The organism is Glycomyces sambucus (genome assembly GCF_900102815.1).
Lineage (GTDB): Bacteria > Actinomycetota > Actinomycetes > Mycobacteriales > Micromonosporaceae > Glycomyces > Glycomyces sambucus.
The window spans coordinates 37,836-56,157 of the sequence record NZ_FNGF01000002.1 but is presented as its reverse complement, the minus strand read 5'-3'; the positions used below and the strand labels follow the sequence as shown (position 1 = coordinate 56,157).

Sequence of the window (18,322 nt, the reverse complement as noted above, 5' to 3'; positions counted from 1 at the left end):
GGGGGGCCGAATGGTTGAATCTCCGGGTGACCCCCGAACCGACCCCGGCGCGCGATCTGCGACGCCTGCGCCACTACACGTTCGTCACCGTCATCGGCTCCGGACCGCTGGCCCTGTTCATGGCCGCCCTGTTCCTGGCCAACAGCGAGACGGGCGCGCTGCCGCTCGCCGTCGGCGCCGCGACCGCCTCGGTCGTGCTGTGCACGGCGGGACTGGCGCTGCACTGGCACGGGCAGGGCCCGCTGCGGCGCCGCGTCCTCTGGTTCGCGGCCCTGGTGCTCCTGCTCGCGGGCGTCGCGGTCGAGGCCGCCGCGGGCGACATCGGCGCGGCCTGGGCCGCCCCGGGCGGGCTGCTCGCCGCCGAGGGCGCGCTGCTGTGGTCGCGGCAGGGGCGGCGCACGCTCGCCCTCCTCACGGGCACCGCCGTCGCCACCGGACTGGCGGCCCTGGCCGCGCAGCTGGGGTACATGCAGCCGCCGGTGGTCCTCATGACCGCGATCCTGGTCCCGTCGGTCGCGGCCGGGATCGTGTGCCAGCTGTGGCACTACCGGGTCGCGCAGGAGCTGGAGCAGGCCCGGGGCCTCGCCGCCGAGCTCGCCGTGGCCGAGGAGCGGCTGCGGTTCGCGGGCGAGCTGCACGACGTCCAGGGCGGGCACCTCCAGGCGATCATGCTCAAGGCCCAGGTGGCGCGCCGGTTCGCCGACGCCGACCCCGAACTGGCCGCGAGCGAGGTCCGCGCGGTCGAGGAGCTGGCGCGGGAGGCGCTGCGCGACATGCGCGCCGTCGTGGGCGGCTACCGCAAGACCGCGCTGGCCGACGAGATCGACTCGGCCGCGCGGATCCTCAAGTCCGCCGGGGTCGAGGCGAGCGTCCCCGACGCGGCGCCGAGTCTCGACGAGGACACCGAGCGGCTGCTGGGCCTGCTCGTGCGCGAGGCCACCACGAACCTCATCCGCCACGCCGAGCCGACCGCCGCCGACGTCTCGATCGTGGAGATCGACGCCGAGGTGACGGTGACGGTGGTGAACGACGGCGCCCCCGAGCGCGGCGAGGGCGGCAACGGCCTGTCGATGCTCGCCAAGCGGTTCGACGAGGCGGGCGGCAGCGTCGAGCACGCGCTCGACGGCGACCGCTGGACCATCAGGGGGACCCTCCCGAAGCCGGTCCCCCGCCCGCGCCAGGCTCCGCGACCGCGGCTGCGGCGGATCCGCCGCTGACCCGCGGGGCCGCGCGCGAACGCGGCCCCGGTCGGTCAGGCGCCGAACGTGTGCGACTCCAGGTGGTCCAGCAGGACCCACTCGGAGCCGGGGCTGGCCGCGGCGACCAGCTCCCCCAGCGCGGCCGCGCCGAACAGGTCGACGGCCGGCTCGTCCAGCGGCAGCTCGTAGTCGTCCCAGTGGGTCGGCACGATGTGCGGCGGGTACCCGGTGGCGGCGAGCATCCGCTCCACGTAGTCCGGGTAGTTCGGGTTGGGGCCCTGCATGAACAGCACCGTGGGCTCGACGCCCGCGACCTCCCGCTCGTGGAACGACGGCAGGCCGTTGAAGAACAGCGAGGTCTCCCCGAAGGTCACGAGGTAGGCGAGGCTGCCGCCCTCCACGAGGTCCTTGATCTTCCTGGGGCGCTTGGGGACCGCACCGGGGCGCGTGCCCGGGAACAGCAGCGTCTTGTGCTCGCCCGAGACCCCGTGGGAGGAGCGGAAGACCTCGACGGTGTAGCCGTCGAACCGGTAGAGCTCCCCGCCCCCGACCTGCGCGAGCTGCTCGTCGGGCGCGTCCATGGCGCGCAGCAGGTTCAGGTGCGTCTCGGTGCCGAGCACCGTGGCGCCGGTCTTCGCGGCGACGTACGGGACGTCGGCGATGTGGTCGAAGTGCGCGTGCGTGATGAGGATGCTGTCGGCCGCGGTGACGTACTTGTCGACCTCGCCCTCGTCCACGGTGATCGGCGTGTCCGGGTCGAACTCGCCGGGCACGGTGGCGCCGGTGTAGGTGCGCGAGACGTACGGGTCGACCAGCACGGTCGCGCCGTTCCCGGTGACCTCCCAGGCGTTGGTGCCGAGCCAGCGGACGGTGACCTCAGAACTCATGGCTCTCCAGGTGGTCGATGAGCAGGAACTCGGTGTCGGGGCTCGCGGCGGCCACGCGGTCGCGCAGGGCCTCCCAGTCGCCGCCCTTGACGCCGGGCTCGGTGAGCGGCTGGTCGAAGTCGTCCCAGTGGGAGGCGACCACGTACGGCGGGAAGCCGGTGGCCTCCAGGGCGCGCTCGACGAAGTCGGGGGTGTGGCCGCCGCCGGGCTGGAGGAACAGCACCGTCGGGCGGATGCCCGCGATCTCGTGCTCGTGGAAGCTCGCCGACCCCATGCTGAAGAAGGAGACGCTCCCGAAGTCGATCAGGTAGGTGAGGCTGCCGCCCTCCACGAGGTCCTTGATCTTCTTGGGGCGCTTGGGGACCTCGGCCGGGCGGGTGCCGCCGAACTGGATCCGCTTGTGCTCGCCGGTGGTGGAGTGGGAGGAGCGGAAGACCTCGACGGTGTAGCCGTCGAACTGGTACAGCTCCCCGCCGCCGACCTGGCAGAGCTGGGCGTCGGGGGCGTCCATGGCCCGCATGAGGTTGAGGTGCGTCTCGGTGCCGAGCACCGTGGCGCCGGTCCGCGCCGCGAGGTAGGGGACGTCGGCGATGTGGTCCCAGTGCCCGTGCGTGACGAGGATGGTGTCGGCCTTCGGCAGGTGCTCGTCGATGACGTCCTCGTGGACCTCGATGCGGGTCTCGGGGTCGGCGCCCCCGGGAGAGGAGTACGCGCCGGTCGGGAAGCGGCTCACCCACGGGTCGATGAGCACGGTCGCGGTCTCGGTCGTGAACTCCCAGGCGTTCGTGCCCAGCCAGCGCAGGCGCACGCCCGCGGTGTCGGTCTGGGCCGCGGCGACGCCGCCCCCCACGGCCGCCGCGGCGACGGCGGCGGCGCCGGTGCCCTTGAGGAGGTTGCGGCGCCGGAGCGCCGGGGATCGGTCTGCGTTCGTGGTCATGGCCGACAGTCAAGCCGGTGACGCCCGATCCGTCCAATATCAACGCGCCCATGACGTGATACGCGGATTGATATCGTGGCTCGGTGGACATCATGCGGCATCTGGAGTGCTTCCTGGCGGTAGGTGAAGAACGTCACTTCGGCCGGGCCGCGGAGCGGTTGGGCATGGAGCAGCCGCCGCTGAGCCAGCGCATCCGGCGGCTGGAGAAGGAGCTCGACGCGGAGCTGTTCGACCGCAGCGGCGGGCAGGTGGCGCTGACCCCGGCCGGGCACGTGCTCATGCGGGAGGCGCCGGAGCTGCTGCGGCGCCATCAGCGGATGCGGAGCCTGGTCAAGCGCGCGGCCGAGGCCGACACCGAGCGCCCGCCGCGCCCGTGGACCTCGATCTACTGAGCGCCCGCCGCTGGACTCGGACTACTCCGAGATCGCCTCGGTGAGCGCGAGGGCGGCGCGGCTCATGGCGAGCTCGACCTCCCGGAAGTTCCCGCGCGTGGGCCGCGCGAAGACCGCGAGCGCGTGGCGGCGCCCGTCGGGCCACTCCCAGACGGCGACCTCGTTGAGCCAGCCGGGCAGCGACCCGGAGCGGCCGTGGACCTCGACCTCGCTGGGGGCGAGCCGGGAGAGGCGCCCGCCGGTGAGCTGGCGGCGCATCCAGGTGCGCATGTCGGCGGCGACGGCCGCGGGCCCGTTCCAGACCTGCCGCAGGAACTCGGTGAGGTCGGCGGGCGTGGAGACGTTGGTCCGGTCGGGGTCCCAGGCGCTCGTGGCGCGCAGCTCGTCGGTGGTCACCGAGCCGCTGTCGAGGACGTGCGCGAGCGCGTCGATGCCGGCGATCCCGAGGTCCTTGGCGACGTCCTCCAGGATGGTGCGCGGGGAGCCGATGAGCCGGGTGCCCTTGAGCCCCAGGCGGGACGGCAGGGACCGCAGGGAGCCGAGCCCGATGCGGCGGGCGACGAGGTCGGCCGCGGAGTTGTCGGAGACCTCCATCATGAGGGCCGCGAGGTCCCACACGCTGATCTGCGCGTCGTAGAGGAACCCCGCGGTGCCGGTGCCGCCGAGGCGGTCGGCGGCGGTGACGCGCACGGGCGCGGCGGGGTCGACCAGGCCCTCGGCGACCTGGCGGCGGAACTCCCAGGCGATGAAGAGCTTGACGACGGACACGAGGATCACCGGCTCGTCCTCGCCCGCGCCGAGGCCGCGCCCGTCGGCGAGGTCCCTGACGTGGACGTGCGCGCGGGCCCCGAGCGGCGCGAAGAAGTCCTCGATCACCGCTCGGCCCGCCCGGCGGGGACGAGGCCGGCGGGGACCCCATCGGGGGCGTGCGCGTCGCAGGGGGTCTCGGTTCCGGTCAACAGGCGTCCTTCCGTCGGCTGACACGGTACCGGCCGCGGGCGCGGGCCGCCAGCGCGTTCGGGCGCGGACCGCGAGTCCGGCCCGCGCGGCGGCCCGGTTCTAGAATCGGGCCCATGGAGGACGAGGGCCCGCTGCTGCGCGAGGTGTACCCGGACCTCGTCGAGGAGCTGGTGCGGCTGCTGGAGGGCGAGGGCGAGCGGTACCTGTCGATCGCCGTGCGGGACCTGCGGATCGTGGCCGAGTGCGGGTGCGCGGACGACTTCTGCCAGAGCGTGCGCACCGCGCCGCACCCCGAGGGGCAGCCGTACGGGCCGGGGCACCGGAACGTGCTGCTCGACCCCGAGGAGGGCATGCTCGTCCTGGACGTGCTGCACGAGCGGATCGTCTACGTCGAGATCCTGTTCCGGCCCCCGATGGCCCGCGGCCCGGTCACGAGGCCGTAGGCGCGACCGCCCAGAGCGCCTCCCCTCCCCCGCCTTCGGGCGCGGCGTTGGCGACCGCAAGCGCGAAGTCCTGGCGGAGCCCGCCCGCGGGGGCCGCGCCGGGCGCGTGCTCGGTGACGGAGACGCCGCGGACGCGGACGGTGTAGACGCCGGGCCCGGGGGCGGCGACGGTGATCTGCTGGACGTTGTTGGTGACGCGGGTGACCGGGTTCGCGTCCCAGTTGCGGACCTCCCCCGAAGGGGTCTCGAGCTGGAGGTACAGCTCGTTGACGAGGCCGCCGAGCCCTTCGAGGGAGGGCGCGTCGGTCCACACGAGGGTGGCCTTGAGGGGCCGGGAGGCGTCGGCGGCCTCGATGCGGAAGGTGCGGATCTCGCCGGTGGCGACGGCGTGGTCGGGGGCGTCGGCGAAGGCGACCCGCTGCTCGGGGCCGACGGCGCCGGTGACGTCGACGCGGCCGAAGCCGGAGACGGGGTTGGGCCCGGCGGGGACCTCGCCCTGGTACTGGCCGGTGAGCGGGACGGCGCCGTTGACCAGGAGCGCCTTGAGGAGCGCGCCGGAGGGGCGGCGGCCGTCCTCGACGTGGCCGGCGGCGGCGAGGCGCTGGCGCACGAGCGCGGCGGCGCCCGCGACGAGGGGCGTGGCCATGCTGGTGCCGCCGCTCCAGCAGTAGCGGTCGCGCAGGGGGTGGTCCTCGGGCAGGCGGCCCCAAAGGGGTTCGCCGTCGCCGTCGTAGACGGAGGTGAGCATGGAGAGGACGTTGGTGCCGGGGGCGACCACGTCGGGCTTGATGCGGAGGTCGTCGGTGGGGCCGCGGGAGGAGAACGCGGCCATGCCGTCGATGTTGTCGGAGACGTGCCCGGCGGCGGCGAGCTTGGGGTAGCCGGACCAGTCGCTCCAGTTCCGGTCGAGGCCGGGCGCGGGGTCGGAGCCGGGCGGCCGGTCGTTCTCGCTGGCGCCCACGGTGAGGCAGTTCTTGGCGGTGCCGGGCGAGCCCATGGAGTCGCGGTCGATCTGGCCGTCCGCGTCGGTGTCCTCGCCGTCGTTGCCGGCGGCGAAGAGGACGAGCATGTCGGGGTGGTGCCAGGTGAAGGCGTCCACGGAGCGGGCGTTCTGGCTGTACTCGCCCGCGAGGGGGGCGCCCCAGGAGTTGGTGTGGACGCGGGCGCCGGCCTCGTACGCCTCGGCGAAGAGGTCGGCGATGTCGCCGGGGATGCCGTAGAGCCCCGATTCGGGTGGGGGCCAGGGGAACGTGAAGGGCTGGAGCCCGGCGGCGGCGAGTTCGCCGCGGGACTTCCAGCGGATGCGCTGCGCGATGGCCTGGAAGAAGACCTGGGCGCCGGGGGCGATCCCGGCGGGGACGGGTCCGGCGCCGGCGAGGCGCGCGGCCTCGCCGTTGCCGAGGACGGAGCCGGTGACGTGGGTGCCGTGGCCGGACTCGATGTCGGCGGGGCCGTCGTCGTGGGCGGGCGGGTCGTTGGTGAAGGGGGCGAGGACCGCGCGGGTGGGCCAGGAGGTGATCCCGGCGACGCGCCCGCGCACGTCGGGGTGGACGGTCTCGGGGTCGCCGTTGTCGAGGCCGGAGTCGCAGACGGCGACGATCTGGCCCTCGCCGGTGAGGGGGAGCCCGGCGAAGACCCGGTCGTCGGGGACGCCCATGACGGCGGCGGCGCGGTCGTTGCTGGTCCGGGAGAACGCGTAGGGCACGATCGCCTGCACGCCTTGGAGGTCGGCGAGGTCGGAGATGACGGGCCGGGGCAGGCTGGCGACGACCGAGGAGGGCAGGGCGGTGAGGACGGTGCCGCCGGAGCGGCGGATGCGGGCGGCGAGCGCGCCCGTGTCCTCGCCGGGGAAGACGGAGACCTCGACCATCTGGAGGGCGTCGTCGGCGAACGCGTCGGGGTCGACGGCGGCGAGCTGGGCGGCGCCGAGTTCGCGCGGGAGCTGCCGGAGCTTGGTGGAGACCTTCATCGCGGGCCGGTAGGGGGTGACCTCCTCGACCCGCGGGAGGTCCCGGATCGCCTGCACGCGTTCGGGGAGCGCGCCGACCAGGAGCGTGAAGCCGGAGAGGCTGCCGTGGATCGCGGCGCCCGCGGCGGAGAGCTCGTCGAGCCAGTCGGCGGTCGGCGGGCCGATGAGCTTGACGAGCCAGTAGGCGGTGCGGCCGGGTTCGGGTTCGAGGGCGACCCGCTCCTGCGCGCCGACCGCGGCGGCGAACGCGAAGCTGGCGCCGGCGGTCTGGACGGGCTGCTCGGGGAGCGGCGCGGTCTCGACGCCGCGGTCGGCGAGGTCGCGGGCCTGCCGGGCGGTGGTCGACACGAGGAGGGTGTCGGGGTACTCGGCGAGGACTTCGGCCCCGGCGTCGCGGACGGCGTCGCGGTCGCCGGGGGTGCGCAGGGTGACGAGGAGTTTCGACATGGGTGCCTTCTTCCGGGAGGGGCGGTCGGCGCCGTCGGGGGCTCGGCCGTCTTCCCAGGCTACGCGGATCGCGTGACGGCGACGGTACGCAACGTATCCGCCGAACGGCTGAAAACGGGGGCCGCGGGCAGGGCCCGTTCGGTGCACAGGAGGATCAGTCCGCCCGCGAGGACGGCGGCGGCCAGCGCGGCCCACAGCTGCCACGTCCCGGCGTCGAGGAGCAGGCCGAGGAGCATGGGGGCGACGGTGCGGCACAGGGACCACGAGAGCTGGTAGACCGAGAGGTAGCGGCCTCTGAGGTGGTCGCGGGCGGCCTGCACCGAGAGGCTCTGGGCGGGTGCGGAGTGGATGAGTTCGCCTGCGGTGTAGACGATCGCGACGATGAGGACCGCGACGGCGCCGCCGCCGAGGGCGGGCAGGAGCGCGAAGGCGGCGAAGGAGGCCGCGAAGACGACCGTGCCGAGGGCGGCACCGCGGGCGCGGCGGGCCCGGGCCATGGCGCGGGCGACGGGCACGCCGAAGACGGCCACGAGGGCGGTGTTGACGGCGAAGACGGCGCCCGCGAGCGCGTCGGGGAGCCCGACGTCGCGGGTGAGGAACACCGGGAGGGCGATGGCCTGGGCGGTGTAGCCGAAGCCGATGAGGAAGTTCGCGGCGGTGAGCGCGAGGTAGGGCCGGTCGGCGAGGACGTCGCGGTAGCCGCCGCGGGCGGCCTCGGGCGCGGGCGCCTCGCGGCGGGCGACGGGGAGGCGTGCGACGATGAGGGCCGCGGCGGCGCAGGCGGCGGCGAGGACGGCGGCCGCCGCGAGGAACCCGGTGGCGGTGCCGCCGAAGGCGAGCATCCCGGCGGCGGCGAGGCTGCCGAAGCCCATGCCGCCGTTGCGCAGGCTCCGGTCCCAGGCGAGGAGGCGGTCGCGCTCGGCGCCTTCGGCGATGTCGCCGATGAGGGACTGCTGGCTCGGCGGGGAGGCCCACATGGCGACGGCGAGGAGGAGGGCGACGGCGAGGAACGCGGGGTAGGAGTGGGCGAGCGGGTAGAGCGCGAACCCGATGGCGCGCAGGGCGAGCGCGCCGGTGTAGACGCGCTTGCCGCCGAACCGGTCGATGAGGGAGCCGACGGCGGGCATCGAGGCGAGGGCGCCGAGCCCGGCGAGGGTGAGGCCGGTGCCGATCGCGGTGAGGGTCTGGCCGGTGAGGGCGTGGACGAAGAGCATGGTGAGGGGCACGTAGACGCCTTGTCCGAGCGCGTCGACGAAGCTGGCGGCGATGAAGCGGCGCCGCACGGCCTCAGGAGAAGTCGAGGTCACCGCGGCCTCGCTTCAGCTCGGCGAAGGCGCGCTGCCCGGCGAGGGTGCGCAGGGCCGCGAAGAGCTCGGCGGCCTCGGGGCCCTTGGGGATCGCGGAGAGGACCGGTCCGAAGAACGCGGCGCCGTCGATCGCGGTGACGGGCGTGCCGGACTCCTCTCCGGCGGCCGCCTGGCTCTCGGCGTGGGCGGCGCGCAGGAGGCCGTCGTGGGCGTCGGTGTGCGCGGCGTCGGCGAGCGCGGCGGGGAGGCCGGTCTCGGCGAGGGCGGCGGCGATGACGGCGGGGAAGTCCTTGTCGCGGCCGGTGTGGATGCGGGTGCCGAGGGCGGTGTAGAGGTCGCGGAGGACGCCGGGGCCGTGCGCGGCCGCGGCGGCGGCGCAGACGCGGGCGGGTCCCCAGGCGCGGTCGTTGAACTCGCGGTACCAGGGCTCCAGGTCGCGGCCCTCGTTGAGGACGGACAGGCTCATGAGCTTGAAGCGCAGGTCGATCGGGGTCGCTCTTTCCACTTCCAGGAGCCAGCGGGAGGTGATCCAGGCGAAGGGGCAGGCGGGGTCGAAGTAGCAGTCGACGACCGGCCTCGATGAAGTATCTTCCATGGAAGACATAATATCTTCCTCGGAAGCTAGAATGCAAGTCATGCAGAGAGACGATGTCGCCGACATGGTCGTCCAATGGCGGCGCGAACGCCCTGACCTGGACTCCTCCCCCATGCTCGTGGTCGGCCGGCTGTTCCGGCTCGCCGAGGGGTTCGACCGGCGCCTGCGCCCGCCCTTCGCCGAGGCCGGGCTCGGCAACGGCGACTTCGACGTGCTCGCGGCCCTGCGGCGCGCGGGCGAGCCGTACTCGCTCTCGGCGGGCGAGTTGAGCCGCACGGTGCTGGTGACGACCGGCGCGATCACCAAGCGCGTCGACCGGCTCGAGGCGAAGGGCCTGGTCGCGCGGGCGGTCACCGACGAGGACGCGCGCGGACGCCGGATCACGCTGACGCCGGAGGGCGTCGGGCTCACCGACCGGCTCATGGGCGTGCACCTGGCGAACCAGGACCGGCTCCTCGCACCCCTGACGGCGAAGGAGCGGGACGCGCTCGCGGGCCTCCTGGCGAAGCTCGCCGCCGAAGGCGAGTGAGCGGGCCGACCGCCGAGCGGCCGTCACGGTAATACGTCACATGCCACACGGCATGGGCGACCGGCGGCCGGAGCGAACTCCCGCCACCGCCTTGCGGAACCCGGGTGGCACGTCACATGTCACACAGCACCCATGACTCGACGGCACCGGGCCCGCTCAGGCCCGCAGCAGCCGCTGCGCGAGCACCCGCAGCTCCTCGCGCAGCTCCGGCGGCTCCTCCACAGTGAACGGCACGTCGAGCGAGGCCGCGAAGCGCGCGAGGTCGCGCAGCGAGTCGCTGCCGGTCTCCCACAGGCACTCGTCCGGTCCGGCCGGCTCGATGAGGCCGCTGCCGGGCGGCAGGCGGTCGGCCGCGGTCTCGGCCGAGACGTGGAGTCGCAGCCGGGCCGGGTGGCGCCAGGCCGTCCGGCCGACCCCCCGCAGGACGTGCGCGACGGCCTCCTCCGGCGGGTCGCGCGGCGCGAAGCGCGGGCCGTTCGGGGTGCGGGGCCGCACCCGGTCGGCGCGGAAGGTGCGCCAGTCGCCGCGGTCGACGTCCCAGGCCAGCAGGTACCAGCGGCGCCCGGTGTAGACGAGCCGGTGCGGCTCGGCCCGGCGCCGCGACGCCGCCCCGTCGCGGTCGAGGTAGTCGAACCGCAGCTGCTCGCTCCGGTGCGCGGCCTCGGCGATCGCGGTGAGCACGCCGGCGTCGACGGCGGGCCCGGCCGCCGCCGCCGAGACCGTGGCCGAGCGCAGCACCTCGATGCGCCGCCGCAGCCGCGAGGGGAGCGTCTGCTCCAGCTTCGCCAAGGCCCGCAAGGAGGTCTCCTCGATCCCCGCCACCGAGCCGGAGGCCGCCGCGCGCAGGCCCACCGCGACCGCCACGGCCTCCTCGTCGTCGAGCAGCAGCGGCGGCACCGCGCTCCCCGCCTCGAGCCGGTAGCCGCCGGCCGCGCCCGTGGTGGAGGCGACCCGGTAGCCGAGCCGCCGGAGCTTGCCCACGTCGGTGCGCACGGTCCGGGTGCTCACCTCCAAGCGCTCGGCCAGCGCCGCACCGGACCACTCGCGGTGGGTCTGGAGGAGTGAGAGGAGGCGCAGCAGGCGCGCGGAGGTCTCGAGCATTCCCGGATTCTGCCACGCATTGCGGAAGGAAGTCGTCCGCAATGCGCCGTAGCGTGGGTGCCAACGACAACGAAGGGGCAAGGGCCATGCTGCGAGGATTCGCCACCGTCACCTATTTCGCCGAGGACCTGGACGCCGCCGAGGCGTGGTACGCCGAACTGCTCGGCATCGAGGCGTACTTCCAGGTCCCGGGCGGGTACAAGGAGTTCCGCGTCGGCGACTACGGGCACGAGCTGGGCCTGGTCCAGGGCTCGTGGGCGCCCCACGACCTGCGGGCGGCCCCGGGCGGGGCCATCGCCTACTGGCACGTCGACGACCTCGACGCGGCCGTCGAGCGCCTGACCGCCATGGGCGCGAAGGAGTACGAGCCGAAGACCGTGCGCGGGGACGGGTTCGTCACCGCCTCGTTCCTCGACCCGTTCGGGAACGTCCTCGGCGTCATGTTCAACCAGCACTACCTCGACGTGCTCGGGGCGCGGCGGTGAGCGCGCTCGAGTTCGCCGACCTCGCGGACTGGGAGTCCTGGCTCGCGGAGCACCACGCCGGCGCGACCGAGGCGTGGCTGCGGATCGGCAAGCGCCGCAGCGCACTCGAACTCATCCGCATCGAGGACGCCCTGGACGGGGCGCTGTGCTTCGGGTGGATCGACGGGCAGCGCAAGGCCCTCGACGGGGACTCGTTCCTCCAGCGGTACTCCCCGCGCCGGGCCGGCAGCGCGTGGTCGCAGGTCAACCGGGTGAAGATCGCGGCGCTCACCGCCGCGGGCCGGATGCGACCCGCCGGGGAGGCGCAGGTCGCGGCCGCGAAGGCCGACGGCCGGTGGGACGCGGCCTACGAGTCGCAGCGGACCGCGGAGGTCCCGGCCGAACTCGCGGCGGCCGTCGCCGCCGCGAGCGCGGAGGCGGCCCTCGCGGCCCTGCCCCGGAGCGAGCGGTACGCGCTCATGCTCCCGGTGCTCCAGGCCCGCACCGCGGCCGCGCGCGAGCGCATCGCCGCGCGGATCGCCGCGTCGCTCGCCGGGAAGCGGGCGGGCGGTCCCGGCTGAGCGCGGTGCGCGATGATGGCCGGGTTCGCAGAGGAGGAACCCCCATGGACCTACCGGGCCCGGCCAAGCCGCAGACCACCATCTTCACCGTCATGTCCGCGCTCGCGCAGCGGCACGGCGCGGTGAACCTCGGGCAGGGCTTCCCCGACGAGTCCGGGCCCGAGCACGTCGTCGAGGCGGCCGTCGCCGCGATGCGGGACGGGCGCAACCAGTACCCGCCGATGCCGGGCGTCCCCGAGCTGCGCGAGGCGATCGCGGCCCACCAGCGCGACTGGTACGGGCTCGCACCGAGCCCCGAGGACGGGGTCGTGGTGACCGCCGGGGCCACCGAGGCGATCGCGGCGTCGATGCTCGCGTTCGTGCGCCCCGGCGACGAGGTCGTGGCGATGGAGCCGTTCTACGACTCCTACAAGGCGGCCGTCGAGCTGGCGGGCGGCACGATCGTGCCGTGGCGCCTGGACGCCCCCGGGTTCCGACCCGACCTGGCACGGCTCGGCGGGCTCGTCACCGAGCGCACCCGGGTGCTGCTGCTGAACACCCCGCACAACCCGACCGGGACGGTCCTGGACCGGGCCGAACTGGAGGCCGTCGCGCGCCTCGCGGTCGAGCGGGACCTGCTCGTGGTCACCGACGAGGTGTACGAGCACCTGGTGTTCGCGGGGAGCCGCCACGAGCCGGTCGCGGGGCTGCCGGGCATGTGGGACCGGACGCTGTCGATCGGCTCGGCCGGGAAGACGTTCTCGGTGACCGGCTGGAAGATCGGGTGGGCCACCGGCCCGGCGGCGCTCGTGGACCGCGTCAAGGGCGTCAAGCAGTACCTGACGTTCGCGTCGGGCACCCCGTTCCAGTACGGGATCGCCGCGGCGCTCGGTTCGGGCCGGGAGTTCTACGACGGCTTCGTCGCCGACTACGCCGAGCGGCGCGACCTGCTGACCGCGGGCCTGGCCGCGCTCGGGTTCACCGTGTACGAGCCGCAGGGCACCTACTTCGTGACCACGAGCGCCGCGCCGCTGGGGTACGAGGACGGCATGGCGTTCTGCCTCGGCCTGCCCGAGCGGTGCGGGGTCGTCGCGATCCCGAACCAGGTGTTCTACGCGGACCCCGCGGCCGCGAGGCCGGAGGTCCGCTTCACCTTCTGCAAGCCCCGGGCCGTCCTGGAGGAGGGCCTGGAGCGCCTGCGCAAGGGCCTCTAAGGGACCGCCGGCCGCTAGAGGATCACCGACAGGAGCACGAAGAACACCACGAGCAGGATGATGACGGCCGCGCCGGTCACCAGGACGGCCGGCTCCTGCGACAGCGGCCGCTTGGCGGCCTGCTGCTGGTAGGACGGCTGCGCCTGGGGCGCGGGCTGGTAGTTCGTCTGCGGCGGCAGCATCTGCGGGGCCTGGACCGGCGGCTGGTGCGGCGCCTGCACGGGCGGGCGCGGGGCCGACATGTGCCCGGCGGGCGAGACGGGTCCGCCCGAGGTCGGGCGGGCCATCGACTGCTGGTCGGTCGGGGCCGGGCCGGAGGCGGCGCGCACGGCGCCCTCCACGACCACGGTCTCGGGCTGCTCGAACGTCTGCGGCGGCACGCCCAGCTTGGAGTGGATGAGCTGCGAGATCATCGGGATGCGCGAGGAGCCGCCGACGAGGAAGATCCCGACGAGGTCGGCCGGGTTCATGCGGGCGGAGCTGATGGCCCGCTGGAGGCAGTCGACCGTGCGCTCCAGGGGCGGGCGCGCGATGTCCTCGAACTCGGCGCGCGTCAGGTGCGCGTCGACTTCGAGCGCGGGCAGGTGGATGTCGGCGCTCGCGGTGCGCGACAGGGTCTCCTTGGCGCCGCGGACGTCCTCGTAGAGCATCCGGCGGTACCGGCGGTCGCGGTCGTCGGCGGGCGAGAGGAGCCGCTGCCAGTCGCTCTGGTGGGAGGCGCCGTAGGTCTTGCCCAGGTGCTCGACGATGCCGTGGTCGAAGTCGAGGCCGCCGATGTCGCCGATGCCCTCTTCGGCGAGGACCTCGAAGCCGGTCTGGGTGCGGCGCACCACGGTGGCGTCGAACGTGCCGCCGCCGAGGTCGTAGATCGCCAGCGAGCGGCCGGGCGGGACGGCGGTGCCGAGCACCGAGGTGAAGTACGAGGCCGCGGCGACCGGCTCGGGGATGAGCTGCGGGGCGGGCAGCCCGGCGAGGCGCGCGGAGTCGACCAGGATCGAGCGGCGGCGCTCGCCCCAGCGGGCGGGGTGGGTGAGCCGGACCTGGCCGGGCATCTGGCCGGCCTGGCGCTGGGCCTCCAGGGCCACCTGCTGGAGCACGTACGCGAAGACCTGGGGCACCGGGATCTCGGAGGTGCCCAGGAAGAGCGAGCCGTCGTCGATGCGGCGCTTCGGGTTGGGCTCGAACCGCGCGGGGTCCATGCGGGCGTTGCGCTCGGCGTCGCGTCCGACGAGCATGCGCCCGTCGGAGTTGTAGTAGACCGACGAGGGCAGGATCGGAGCGCCGTCGAACAGCAGCGGGCGTACGCGTCCGTCGGCCGAACGCAGCACGGCGACGGTGTTCGAGGTTCCGAAGTCGATTCCAAGCACGTGCATGTGAGAACTCCTTGTCTGGTGCACACCTTACTGGGCGCGTCCACCCCCGATGCGACCCGTTCGGTGTTCACGCGTCGCTCACGCACCGTTCGCACCCGCTTCGCACCGGTCGCGAGTCGGGTCTCACGTGCTCGCCCGCGCGGATCGGGGCCCGTGTTGTGTCACACTTCAAGGGGACGTCCGTGGCGGCCGCGGCCTCGCCGGGCCACACTTGGGGGTCCGCGTCGGGACGGCCGCGTCCTCGGACGGCGGCGCCGGGAAGGAACCGGCCAGGTCCCGGCGTTGTACGAAGCGAAAGCCCCAGGGTTCGGCGTGATCCGGGGGGACGCGCAGAGCGGCCGGGGCCGACCGGCCCGGCCGCGTGGGTCAGGGCAATGCTCAAAGGAAGTGCAGGGGAACATGGGCGACAGAATGCTGAGGGGCTCCCGTCTCGGCGCCGTCAGCTACGAATCGGACCGCAACACGGAGCTGGCGCCCCGCCAGACCCGTGATTACGTGTGCCCGCAGGGCCACCGCTTCGAGGTGCCGTTCGCCGTGGAGGCAGAGATCCCGCTCACGTGGGAGTGCCGTCTCGACGGGACGACCGCGAAGCTCGTCGACGGCGAGGAGCCGGAGACGAAGAAGGTCAAGCCGCCGCGCACCCACTGGGACATGCTGCTGGAGCGCCGGTCGATGGAGGAGCTCGAGGAGATCCTCGACGAGCGCCTGCAGGAGATGCGCGCCCGCCGCGGCGAGCGCTAGGCGCAGACGAGACTCACGGACCCTGGTCGATCGACCGGGGTCCGTTGTCGTATCTCTTGGGCTCGTCGTCGGGGAAGTCCGGGTTCGCCGCGGAGTCGCGCTCCTCGACCACCTCGCCGTCGATGACGTCGCCGCCGAAGCGCATGACCGGGGTCCGGGCGGCGATCCACCGGCCCAGGCCCCGGAAGACGAACCGGGTCGGCGGGAACAGCAGGAGCAGGCCGGCCAGGTCGGTCACGAACCCGGGGATGATGAGGCAGAACGCGCCCGCCAGCGCGTACCCGTTCGGCAGCTCCCGCGAGGGGTCGCCGCCGGAGTTGAGGTAGTCGCGGGCGGCCCGGAACGACTTCGCGCCGACGTACTGGATGAGCAGGATGCCGATGAACGTCGTGCCGATGAAGACCATCAGCGTGTAGCCGATCCCGATGAGGTAGGCCAGGCCGAAGAAGGCGGCGGCCTCGGAGACGAGCCACACCGCCAGCGCGAGCCTGAGTGCGAACGGGGCGCGCTTCGGTGCCTGCGGCGGCTGCTGGTGCGTCACCCTCCGATTGTGCCACGGGAGAAGAGGCGTCGCAGTTGCCGTGCGCGGTGGGCCACTCCCCACCGGGTCACGTTCCACAGTGCCTCGACCGTGATGGCGCCGTTCATCTTCGAGGCGCCGGCGCGGCGCTCGGTGAAGACGATGGGGACCTCGCGGATGGTGAAGCCCGCCTTGACCGCGCGCCAGGTGAGGTCGATCTGGAAGCAGTAGCCGACGGAGTTGACGGTCTCGAGTTCGAGCTTCTGGAGCGCGTCGAGGCGGTAGGCGCGGTAGCCCGCGGTGACGTCCTGGACCTTGAGGCCGAGCATGGCGCGGGTGTAGATCCCGGCGCAGCGCGAGAGCGCGAGCCGGTGCAGGGCCCAGTTCTCGACCGAGCCGCCGGGGATGTAGCGCGAGCCGAGGGAGACCTCGGCGCCGTCCTCGACGGCGGCGAGGAGGCGGGGCAGGTCGGCGGGGTCGTGGGAGCCGTCCGCGTCCATCTCGACGACGATGCGGTAGCCGCGTTCGGCGGCCCAGGCGAAGGCGGCGAGATAGGCCGCGCCGAGGCCCTGCTTCTCGGGCCGGTGGAGGACGTGGACGCGCTCGTGGGCCGCGGCGAGGGCGTCGGCGAGGTCGCCGGTGCCGTCGGGCGAGCTGTCGTCCACGATGAGCACGTCGATGCCGGGGCAGCCGGTGAGGGCGGCCTGGACGGTGGTCTCGATGTTGTCGCGCTCGTTGTAGGTGGGTATGGCCACAATGGCCGGACCGACATCGCTGCCGGGGACGTTCCGGTCCGGGGTTCGACTCATGTGGATGGTCTTTCTAGTGCTGGCTGCGGCGGTGCCTGAAATTGATGGCGATTGCGCAGGCCAGGGCCACCAGTGCCGCTCCGGTGAGGACCGCTTCAGGCAGGATACCCACTGCGGTGGCGGGAGTCGAGGCGTCGGAGAGGGTTAGGTCCGTTCGGATGACCGCGGCGGTGTTGAACTCGGTCGCCTGGGAGACCGCTCCGGTGTGGTCGGTGAAGCCGGAGACGCCGACGGTGGAGGCCATGAGGCCGTCGCGGCCGTGCTCGATGGAGCGGATCTGGACCATCGCGAGCTGCTGCTGGGCCTCGTTGGTGTCGAAGGTGGCGTTGTTGGTCTGCACGACCATGAGCTGGGCGCCGGCGAGGACGGAGTCGCGGGTCTCGGCGTCGAAGGCGATCTCGAAGCAGATGAGCCCGGAGACGTCGGTACCGGCGACGGGGATGACGCCCTCGCCGGTGCCGGCGGCGAAGCCGGCGACGTTGTCGAGGCCCTCGGACATGCGCGGGTCGATCCAGCCGGCGAGGGTGCTGAAGAAGTCCTTGTAGGGCACGTACTCGGCGAAGGGCACCGGGTGGCGCTTGGCGTACATGTGGACCGGGCCGTCCTGGGGGTCCCACACGATGCTCATGTTGGAGACGGTGCCGTCGTCGTTGTGGACGATGCCGCCGAGGACGATCGGCGCGCCGATGGCGAGCGCGGCCTGGCTGATGCGGTCGTACGCGTCCTGGTTCTCGATGGGGTCGATGTCGGAGGCGTTCTCGGGCCAGACCACGAAGTCGGGCTGCTCGGCGGTGCCCTCCCGCACGGCGTCGGCGAGGTCGAGCGTGGCCTCGACGTGGTTGTCGAGGACGGCGCGGCGCTGCTCGTTGAAGCCCAGGCCCAGGCGCGGAACGTTGCCCTGGACGACGGCGACGGTGACGGTGTCGCCCGCGGGGGCGGTGGCGCCGACCGGGAGCGCGAGGGGCGCGAGGGTGGCGACGGCGGCGGCCGCGACGAACGCGGCGGCCTTGCGGAGCCCGGCGCGGCGCCGGGTGGCGAGCGCGTGGCCCGCGACGAGGAGGAGTCCGCCGGTGAGGGCCACGACGAAGCTGAGGAGCGGGGCGCCGCCGAGCCAGGCGGCGAAGGCGGTGGGCGCGTCGGCCTGGCTGAAGGCGAGGCGGGCCCAGGGGAAGCCGCCGAAGGGCTGGCGGTCGCGCAGGGCCTCCTGGGCGACCCAGGCGACGCCGGTGAGCGGGGCCCAGGTCCAGCGGTGGCGGTCGATCAGGCGCGAGCAGACGGCGAGTCCGGCGCCGAGGAGGCCGGTGCCGAGCGCTTCGAGCGCGGAGAGGAACAGCCAGGGCCACTGGCCGACCTGCGTGGAGGACCACGACAGGAGCGGCAGGAAGAACGCCATGCCGTAGACGAAACCGATGCCGAGGCCGCCGCGCAGGCGCCTGCGGTGGACGGCAGCGCCGAACCCGGCGACGGAGACGGCCGCGAGGGGCCAGGCGCCGTAGGGCGGGAACGCGAGGACGGCGAGCAGGCCGGAGGCGAGCGCGAGCCCGAGCGCGGCGGGGAGGCTGAGGCGGCGCCCGAGGGGCGAGGCGACGAGGAGCGCGGGGCGGCGTCGGGGCGCGGGGCGGTCCGCGGCCGGGGGCGCGTCGCGGTCGTCGTCGATCACGGTGCTCAAGAAGGGCGCTCCTCGGTCGTGCGCTGGCCTGGTCTGCGACCGCGAGCGGCGCTCGCGGTCGACGGGCTCCAGCGTACTGCGGGGACGGCAAAGGGGCGTAGCTGTGTCCGGCTACGCCCCTCGCACGGGTTTCTCCCAGTCCCTGTACGGCCGGTGTCCCCTGCCGCGTTCACTGGTGATCTTCGGACCAACTCGCACCCGTCTGG

Annotated in this window: 19 protein-coding genes; 8 read left to right on the top strand and 11 right to left on the bottom strand. The window is 73.9% G+C overall.

Annotation, left to right across the window (positions count from 1 at the left end; translation table 11 throughout):
- The first annotated feature begins 26 nt into the window (after window positions 1-26).
- On the top strand, window positions 27-1,217 hold the full coding sequence (locus BLS99_RS05495; RefSeq protein ID WP_091045090.1) for a sensor histidine kinase: 1,191 nt from the start codon (window positions 27-29) through the stop codon (window positions 1,215-1,217).
- 35 nt (window positions 1,218-1,252) lie between these two features.
- On the opposite strand, the gene BLS99_RS05490 is transcribed toward BLS99_RS05495, so the two are convergent.
- Together BLS99_RS05490 and BLS99_RS05485 are read right to left on the bottom strand one after the other, a co-directional pair.
- Complete coding sequence (locus tag BLS99_RS05490; RefSeq protein WP_091045087.1) at window positions 1,253-2,086, bottom strand: MBL fold metallo-hydrolase; 834 nt, start codon at window positions 2,084-2,086, stop codon at window positions 1,253-1,255.
- Complete coding sequence (locus BLS99_RS05485) at window positions 2,076-3,023, bottom strand: MBL fold metallo-hydrolase (RefSeq protein WP_091045084.1); 948 nt, start codon at window positions 3,021-3,023, stop codon at window positions 2,076-2,078. The genes BLS99_RS05490 and BLS99_RS05485 overlap by 11 nt, the downstream gene beginning before the upstream one ends.
- 92 nt (window positions 3,024-3,115) lie before the next feature.
- Here BLS99_RS05485 and BLS99_RS27290 point away from each other — a divergent pair, with 92 nt between their 5' ends.
- Window positions 3,116-3,415, top strand: coding sequence for a LysR family transcriptional regulator (locus BLS99_RS27290; protein WP_091047640.1), 300 nt, complete (start codon window positions 3,116-3,118; stop codon window positions 3,413-3,415).
- 21 nt (window positions 3,416-3,436) lie between these two features.
- Here BLS99_RS27290 and BLS99_RS05475 read toward each other — a convergent pair whose 3' ends face one another.
- Window positions 3,437-4,291 (bottom strand): serine hydrolase, encoded by an 855-nt coding sequence (locus BLS99_RS05475; protein WP_176953214.1) that lies wholly within the window; start codon window positions 4,289-4,291, stop codon window positions 3,437-3,439.
- Between the two features lie 197 nt (window positions 4,292-4,488).
- Between BLS99_RS05475 and BLS99_RS05470 the strand changes: the two genes are divergently transcribed.
- Window positions 4,489-4,818, top strand: coding sequence for a hypothetical protein (locus BLS99_RS05470; protein ID WP_218126297.1), 330 nt, complete (start codon window positions 4,489-4,491; stop codon window positions 4,816-4,818).
- Here the strand turns inward: BLS99_RS05470 and BLS99_RS05465 are convergent.
- From BLS99_RS05465 to BLS99_RS05455, 3 genes are read right to left on the bottom strand one after another with little or no spacing between them, the layout of a single operon-like run.
- On the bottom strand, window positions 4,805-7,234 hold the full coding sequence (locus BLS99_RS05465) for a S8 family serine peptidase (RefSeq protein ID WP_091045078.1): 2,430 nt from the start codon (window positions 7,232-7,234) through the stop codon (window positions 4,805-4,807). The genes BLS99_RS05470 and BLS99_RS05465 overlap by 14 nt on opposite strands.
- Window positions 7,235-7,293: 59 nt before the next feature.
- Window positions 7,294-8,541, bottom strand: a complete 1,248-nt coding sequence (locus BLS99_RS05460; protein ID WP_091045075.1) for an MFS transporter — start codon at window positions 8,539-8,541, stop codon at window positions 7,294-7,296.
- Complete coding sequence (locus tag BLS99_RS05455) at window positions 8,522-9,145, bottom strand: mycothiol-dependent nitroreductase Rv2466c family protein (protein ID WP_425432605.1); 624 nt, start codon at window positions 9,143-9,145, stop codon at window positions 8,522-8,524. Before BLS99_RS05455 ends, BLS99_RS05460 begins: the two co-directional genes overlap by 20 nt.
- A 31-nt stretch (window positions 9,146-9,176) precedes the next feature.
- Here BLS99_RS05455 and BLS99_RS05450 point away from each other — a divergent pair, with 31 nt between their 5' ends.
- The gene (locus BLS99_RS05450; protein ID WP_091047632.1) at window positions 9,177-9,665 is read left to right on the top strand and encodes a MarR family winged helix-turn-helix transcriptional regulator; all 489 of its coding nucleotides are present in this window, start codon (window positions 9,177-9,179) and stop codon (window positions 9,663-9,665) included.
- A gap of 156 nt (window positions 9,666-9,821) precedes the next feature.
- On the opposite strand, the gene BLS99_RS05445 is transcribed toward BLS99_RS05450, so the two are convergent.
- Window positions 9,822-10,766 carry a helix-turn-helix transcriptional regulator gene (locus BLS99_RS05445; RefSeq protein ID WP_091045069.1) on the bottom strand — a complete coding sequence of 315 codons (945 nt, stop codon included), beginning with the start codon at window positions 10,764-10,766 and terminating at the stop codon, window positions 9,822-9,824.
- An 86-nt stretch (window positions 10,767-10,852) separates the two neighbouring features.
- Here BLS99_RS05445 and BLS99_RS05440 point away from each other — a divergent pair, with 86 nt between their 5' ends.
- From BLS99_RS05440 to BLS99_RS05430, 3 genes are read left to right on the top strand one after another with little or no spacing between them, the layout of a single operon-like run.
- The gene (locus tag BLS99_RS05440) at window positions 10,853-11,251 is read left to right on the top strand and encodes a VOC family protein (RefSeq protein WP_091045066.1); all 399 of its coding nucleotides are present in this window, start codon (window positions 10,853-10,855) and stop codon (window positions 11,249-11,251) included.
- Entirely contained in the window at window positions 11,248-11,811 is a 564-nt protein-coding gene (locus BLS99_RS05435) for a YdeI/OmpD-associated family protein (RefSeq protein WP_091045064.1), read from the top strand. The genes BLS99_RS05440 and BLS99_RS05435 overlap by 4 nt, the downstream gene beginning before the upstream one ends.
- A gap of 44 nt (window positions 11,812-11,855) precedes the next feature.
- A complete protein-coding gene (locus tag BLS99_RS05430) occupies window positions 11,856-13,004 on the top strand; it encodes an aminotransferase class I/II-fold pyridoxal phosphate-dependent enzyme (protein WP_091045059.1) in 1,149 nt (382 codons plus the stop codon).
- A 14-nt stretch (window positions 13,005-13,018) separates the two neighbouring features.
- On the opposite strand, the gene BLS99_RS05425 is transcribed toward BLS99_RS05430, so the two are convergent.
- The gene (locus BLS99_RS05425; RefSeq protein ID WP_091045056.1) at window positions 13,019-14,377 is read right to left on the bottom strand and encodes an Hsp70 family protein; all 1,359 of its coding nucleotides are present in this window, start codon (window positions 14,375-14,377) and stop codon (window positions 13,019-13,021) included.
- A gap of 399 nt (window positions 14,378-14,776) precedes the next feature.
- On the opposite strand from BLS99_RS05425, the gene BLS99_RS05420 reads away from it, so the two are divergent.
- Window positions 14,777-15,118 (top strand): RNA polymerase-binding protein RbpA, encoded by a 342-nt coding sequence (locus BLS99_RS05420; protein ID WP_091028371.1) that lies wholly within the window; start codon window positions 14,777-14,779, stop codon window positions 15,116-15,118.
- Between the two features lie 13 nt (window positions 15,119-15,131).
- On the opposite strand, the gene BLS99_RS05415 is transcribed toward BLS99_RS05420, so the two are convergent.
- From BLS99_RS05415 to lnt, 3 genes are read right to left on the bottom strand one after another with little or no spacing between them, the layout of a single operon-like run.
- On the bottom strand, window positions 15,132-15,659 hold the full coding sequence (locus BLS99_RS05415; RefSeq protein ID WP_176953213.1) for an FxsA family protein: 528 nt from the start codon (window positions 15,657-15,659) through the stop codon (window positions 15,132-15,134).
- Window positions 15,656-16,447: a polyprenol monophosphomannose synthase gene (locus BLS99_RS05410; protein ID WP_091045051.1), complete on the bottom strand. Its 792-nt coding sequence runs from the start codon at window positions 16,445-16,447 to the stop codon at window positions 15,656-15,658. The genes BLS99_RS05415 and BLS99_RS05410 overlap by 4 nt, the downstream gene beginning before the upstream one ends.
- Window positions 16,448-16,460: 13 nt before the next feature.
- The gene (gene lnt / locus BLS99_RS05405) at window positions 16,461-18,107 is read right to left on the bottom strand and encodes an apolipoprotein N-acyltransferase (protein ID WP_245712196.1); all 1,647 of its coding nucleotides are present in this window, start codon (window positions 18,105-18,107) and stop codon (window positions 16,461-16,463) included.
- Window positions 18,108-18,322: the final 215 nt, after the last annotated feature.

Bases quoted from the DNA above. Each gene is read 5' to 3' on its own strand.
- BLS99_RS05485 (WP_091045084.1), bottom strand. From the start codon at position 3,023: ATGACCACGAACGCAGACCGATCCCCGGCGCTCCGGCGCCGCAACCTC.
- BLS99_RS05470 (WP_218126297.1), top strand. From the start codon at position 4,489: ATGGAGGACGAGGGCCCGCTGCTGCGCGAGGTGTACCCGGACCTCGTC.
- BLS99_RS05445 (WP_091045069.1), bottom strand. From the start codon at position 10,766: ATGCTCGAGACCTCCGCGCGCCTGCTGCGCCTCCTCTCACTCCTCCAG.
- BLS99_RS05450 (WP_091047632.1), top strand. From the start codon at position 9,177: ATGCAGAGAGACGATGTCGCCGACATGGTCGTCCAATGGCGGCGCGAA.
- BLS99_RS05490 (WP_091045087.1), bottom strand. From the start codon at position 2,086: ATGAGTTCTGAGGTCACCGTCCGCTGGCTCGGCACCAACGCCTGGGAG.
- BLS99_RS05420 (WP_091028371.1), top strand. From the start codon at position 14,777: ATGGGCGACAGAATGCTGAGGGGCTCCCGTCTCGGCGCCGTCAGCTAC.
- BLS99_RS05465 (WP_091045078.1), bottom strand. From the start codon at position 7,234: ATGTCGAAACTCCTCGTCACCCTGCGCACCCCCGGCGACCGCGACGCC.
- BLS99_RS05455 (WP_425432605.1), bottom strand. From the start codon at position 9,145: ATGTCTTCCATGGAAGATACTTCATCGAGGCCGGTCGTCGACTGCTAC.
- BLS99_RS05410 (WP_091045051.1), bottom strand. From the start codon at position 16,447: ATGAGTCGAACCCCGGACCGGAACGTCCCCGGCAGCGATGTCGGTCCG.
- BLS99_RS05430 (WP_091045059.1), top strand. From the start codon at position 11,856: ATGGACCTACCGGGCCCGGCCAAGCCGCAGACCACCATCTTCACCGTC.
- BLS99_RS27290 (WP_091047640.1), top strand. From the start codon at position 3,116: ATGCGGCATCTGGAGTGCTTCCTGGCGGTAGGTGAAGAACGTCACTTC.
- BLS99_RS05440 (WP_091045066.1), top strand. From the start codon at position 10,853: ATGCTGCGAGGATTCGCCACCGTCACCTATTTCGCCGAGGACCTGGAC.
- BLS99_RS05425 (WP_091045056.1), bottom strand. From the start codon at position 14,377: ATGCACGTGCTTGGAATCGACTTCGGAACCTCGAACACCGTCGCCGTG.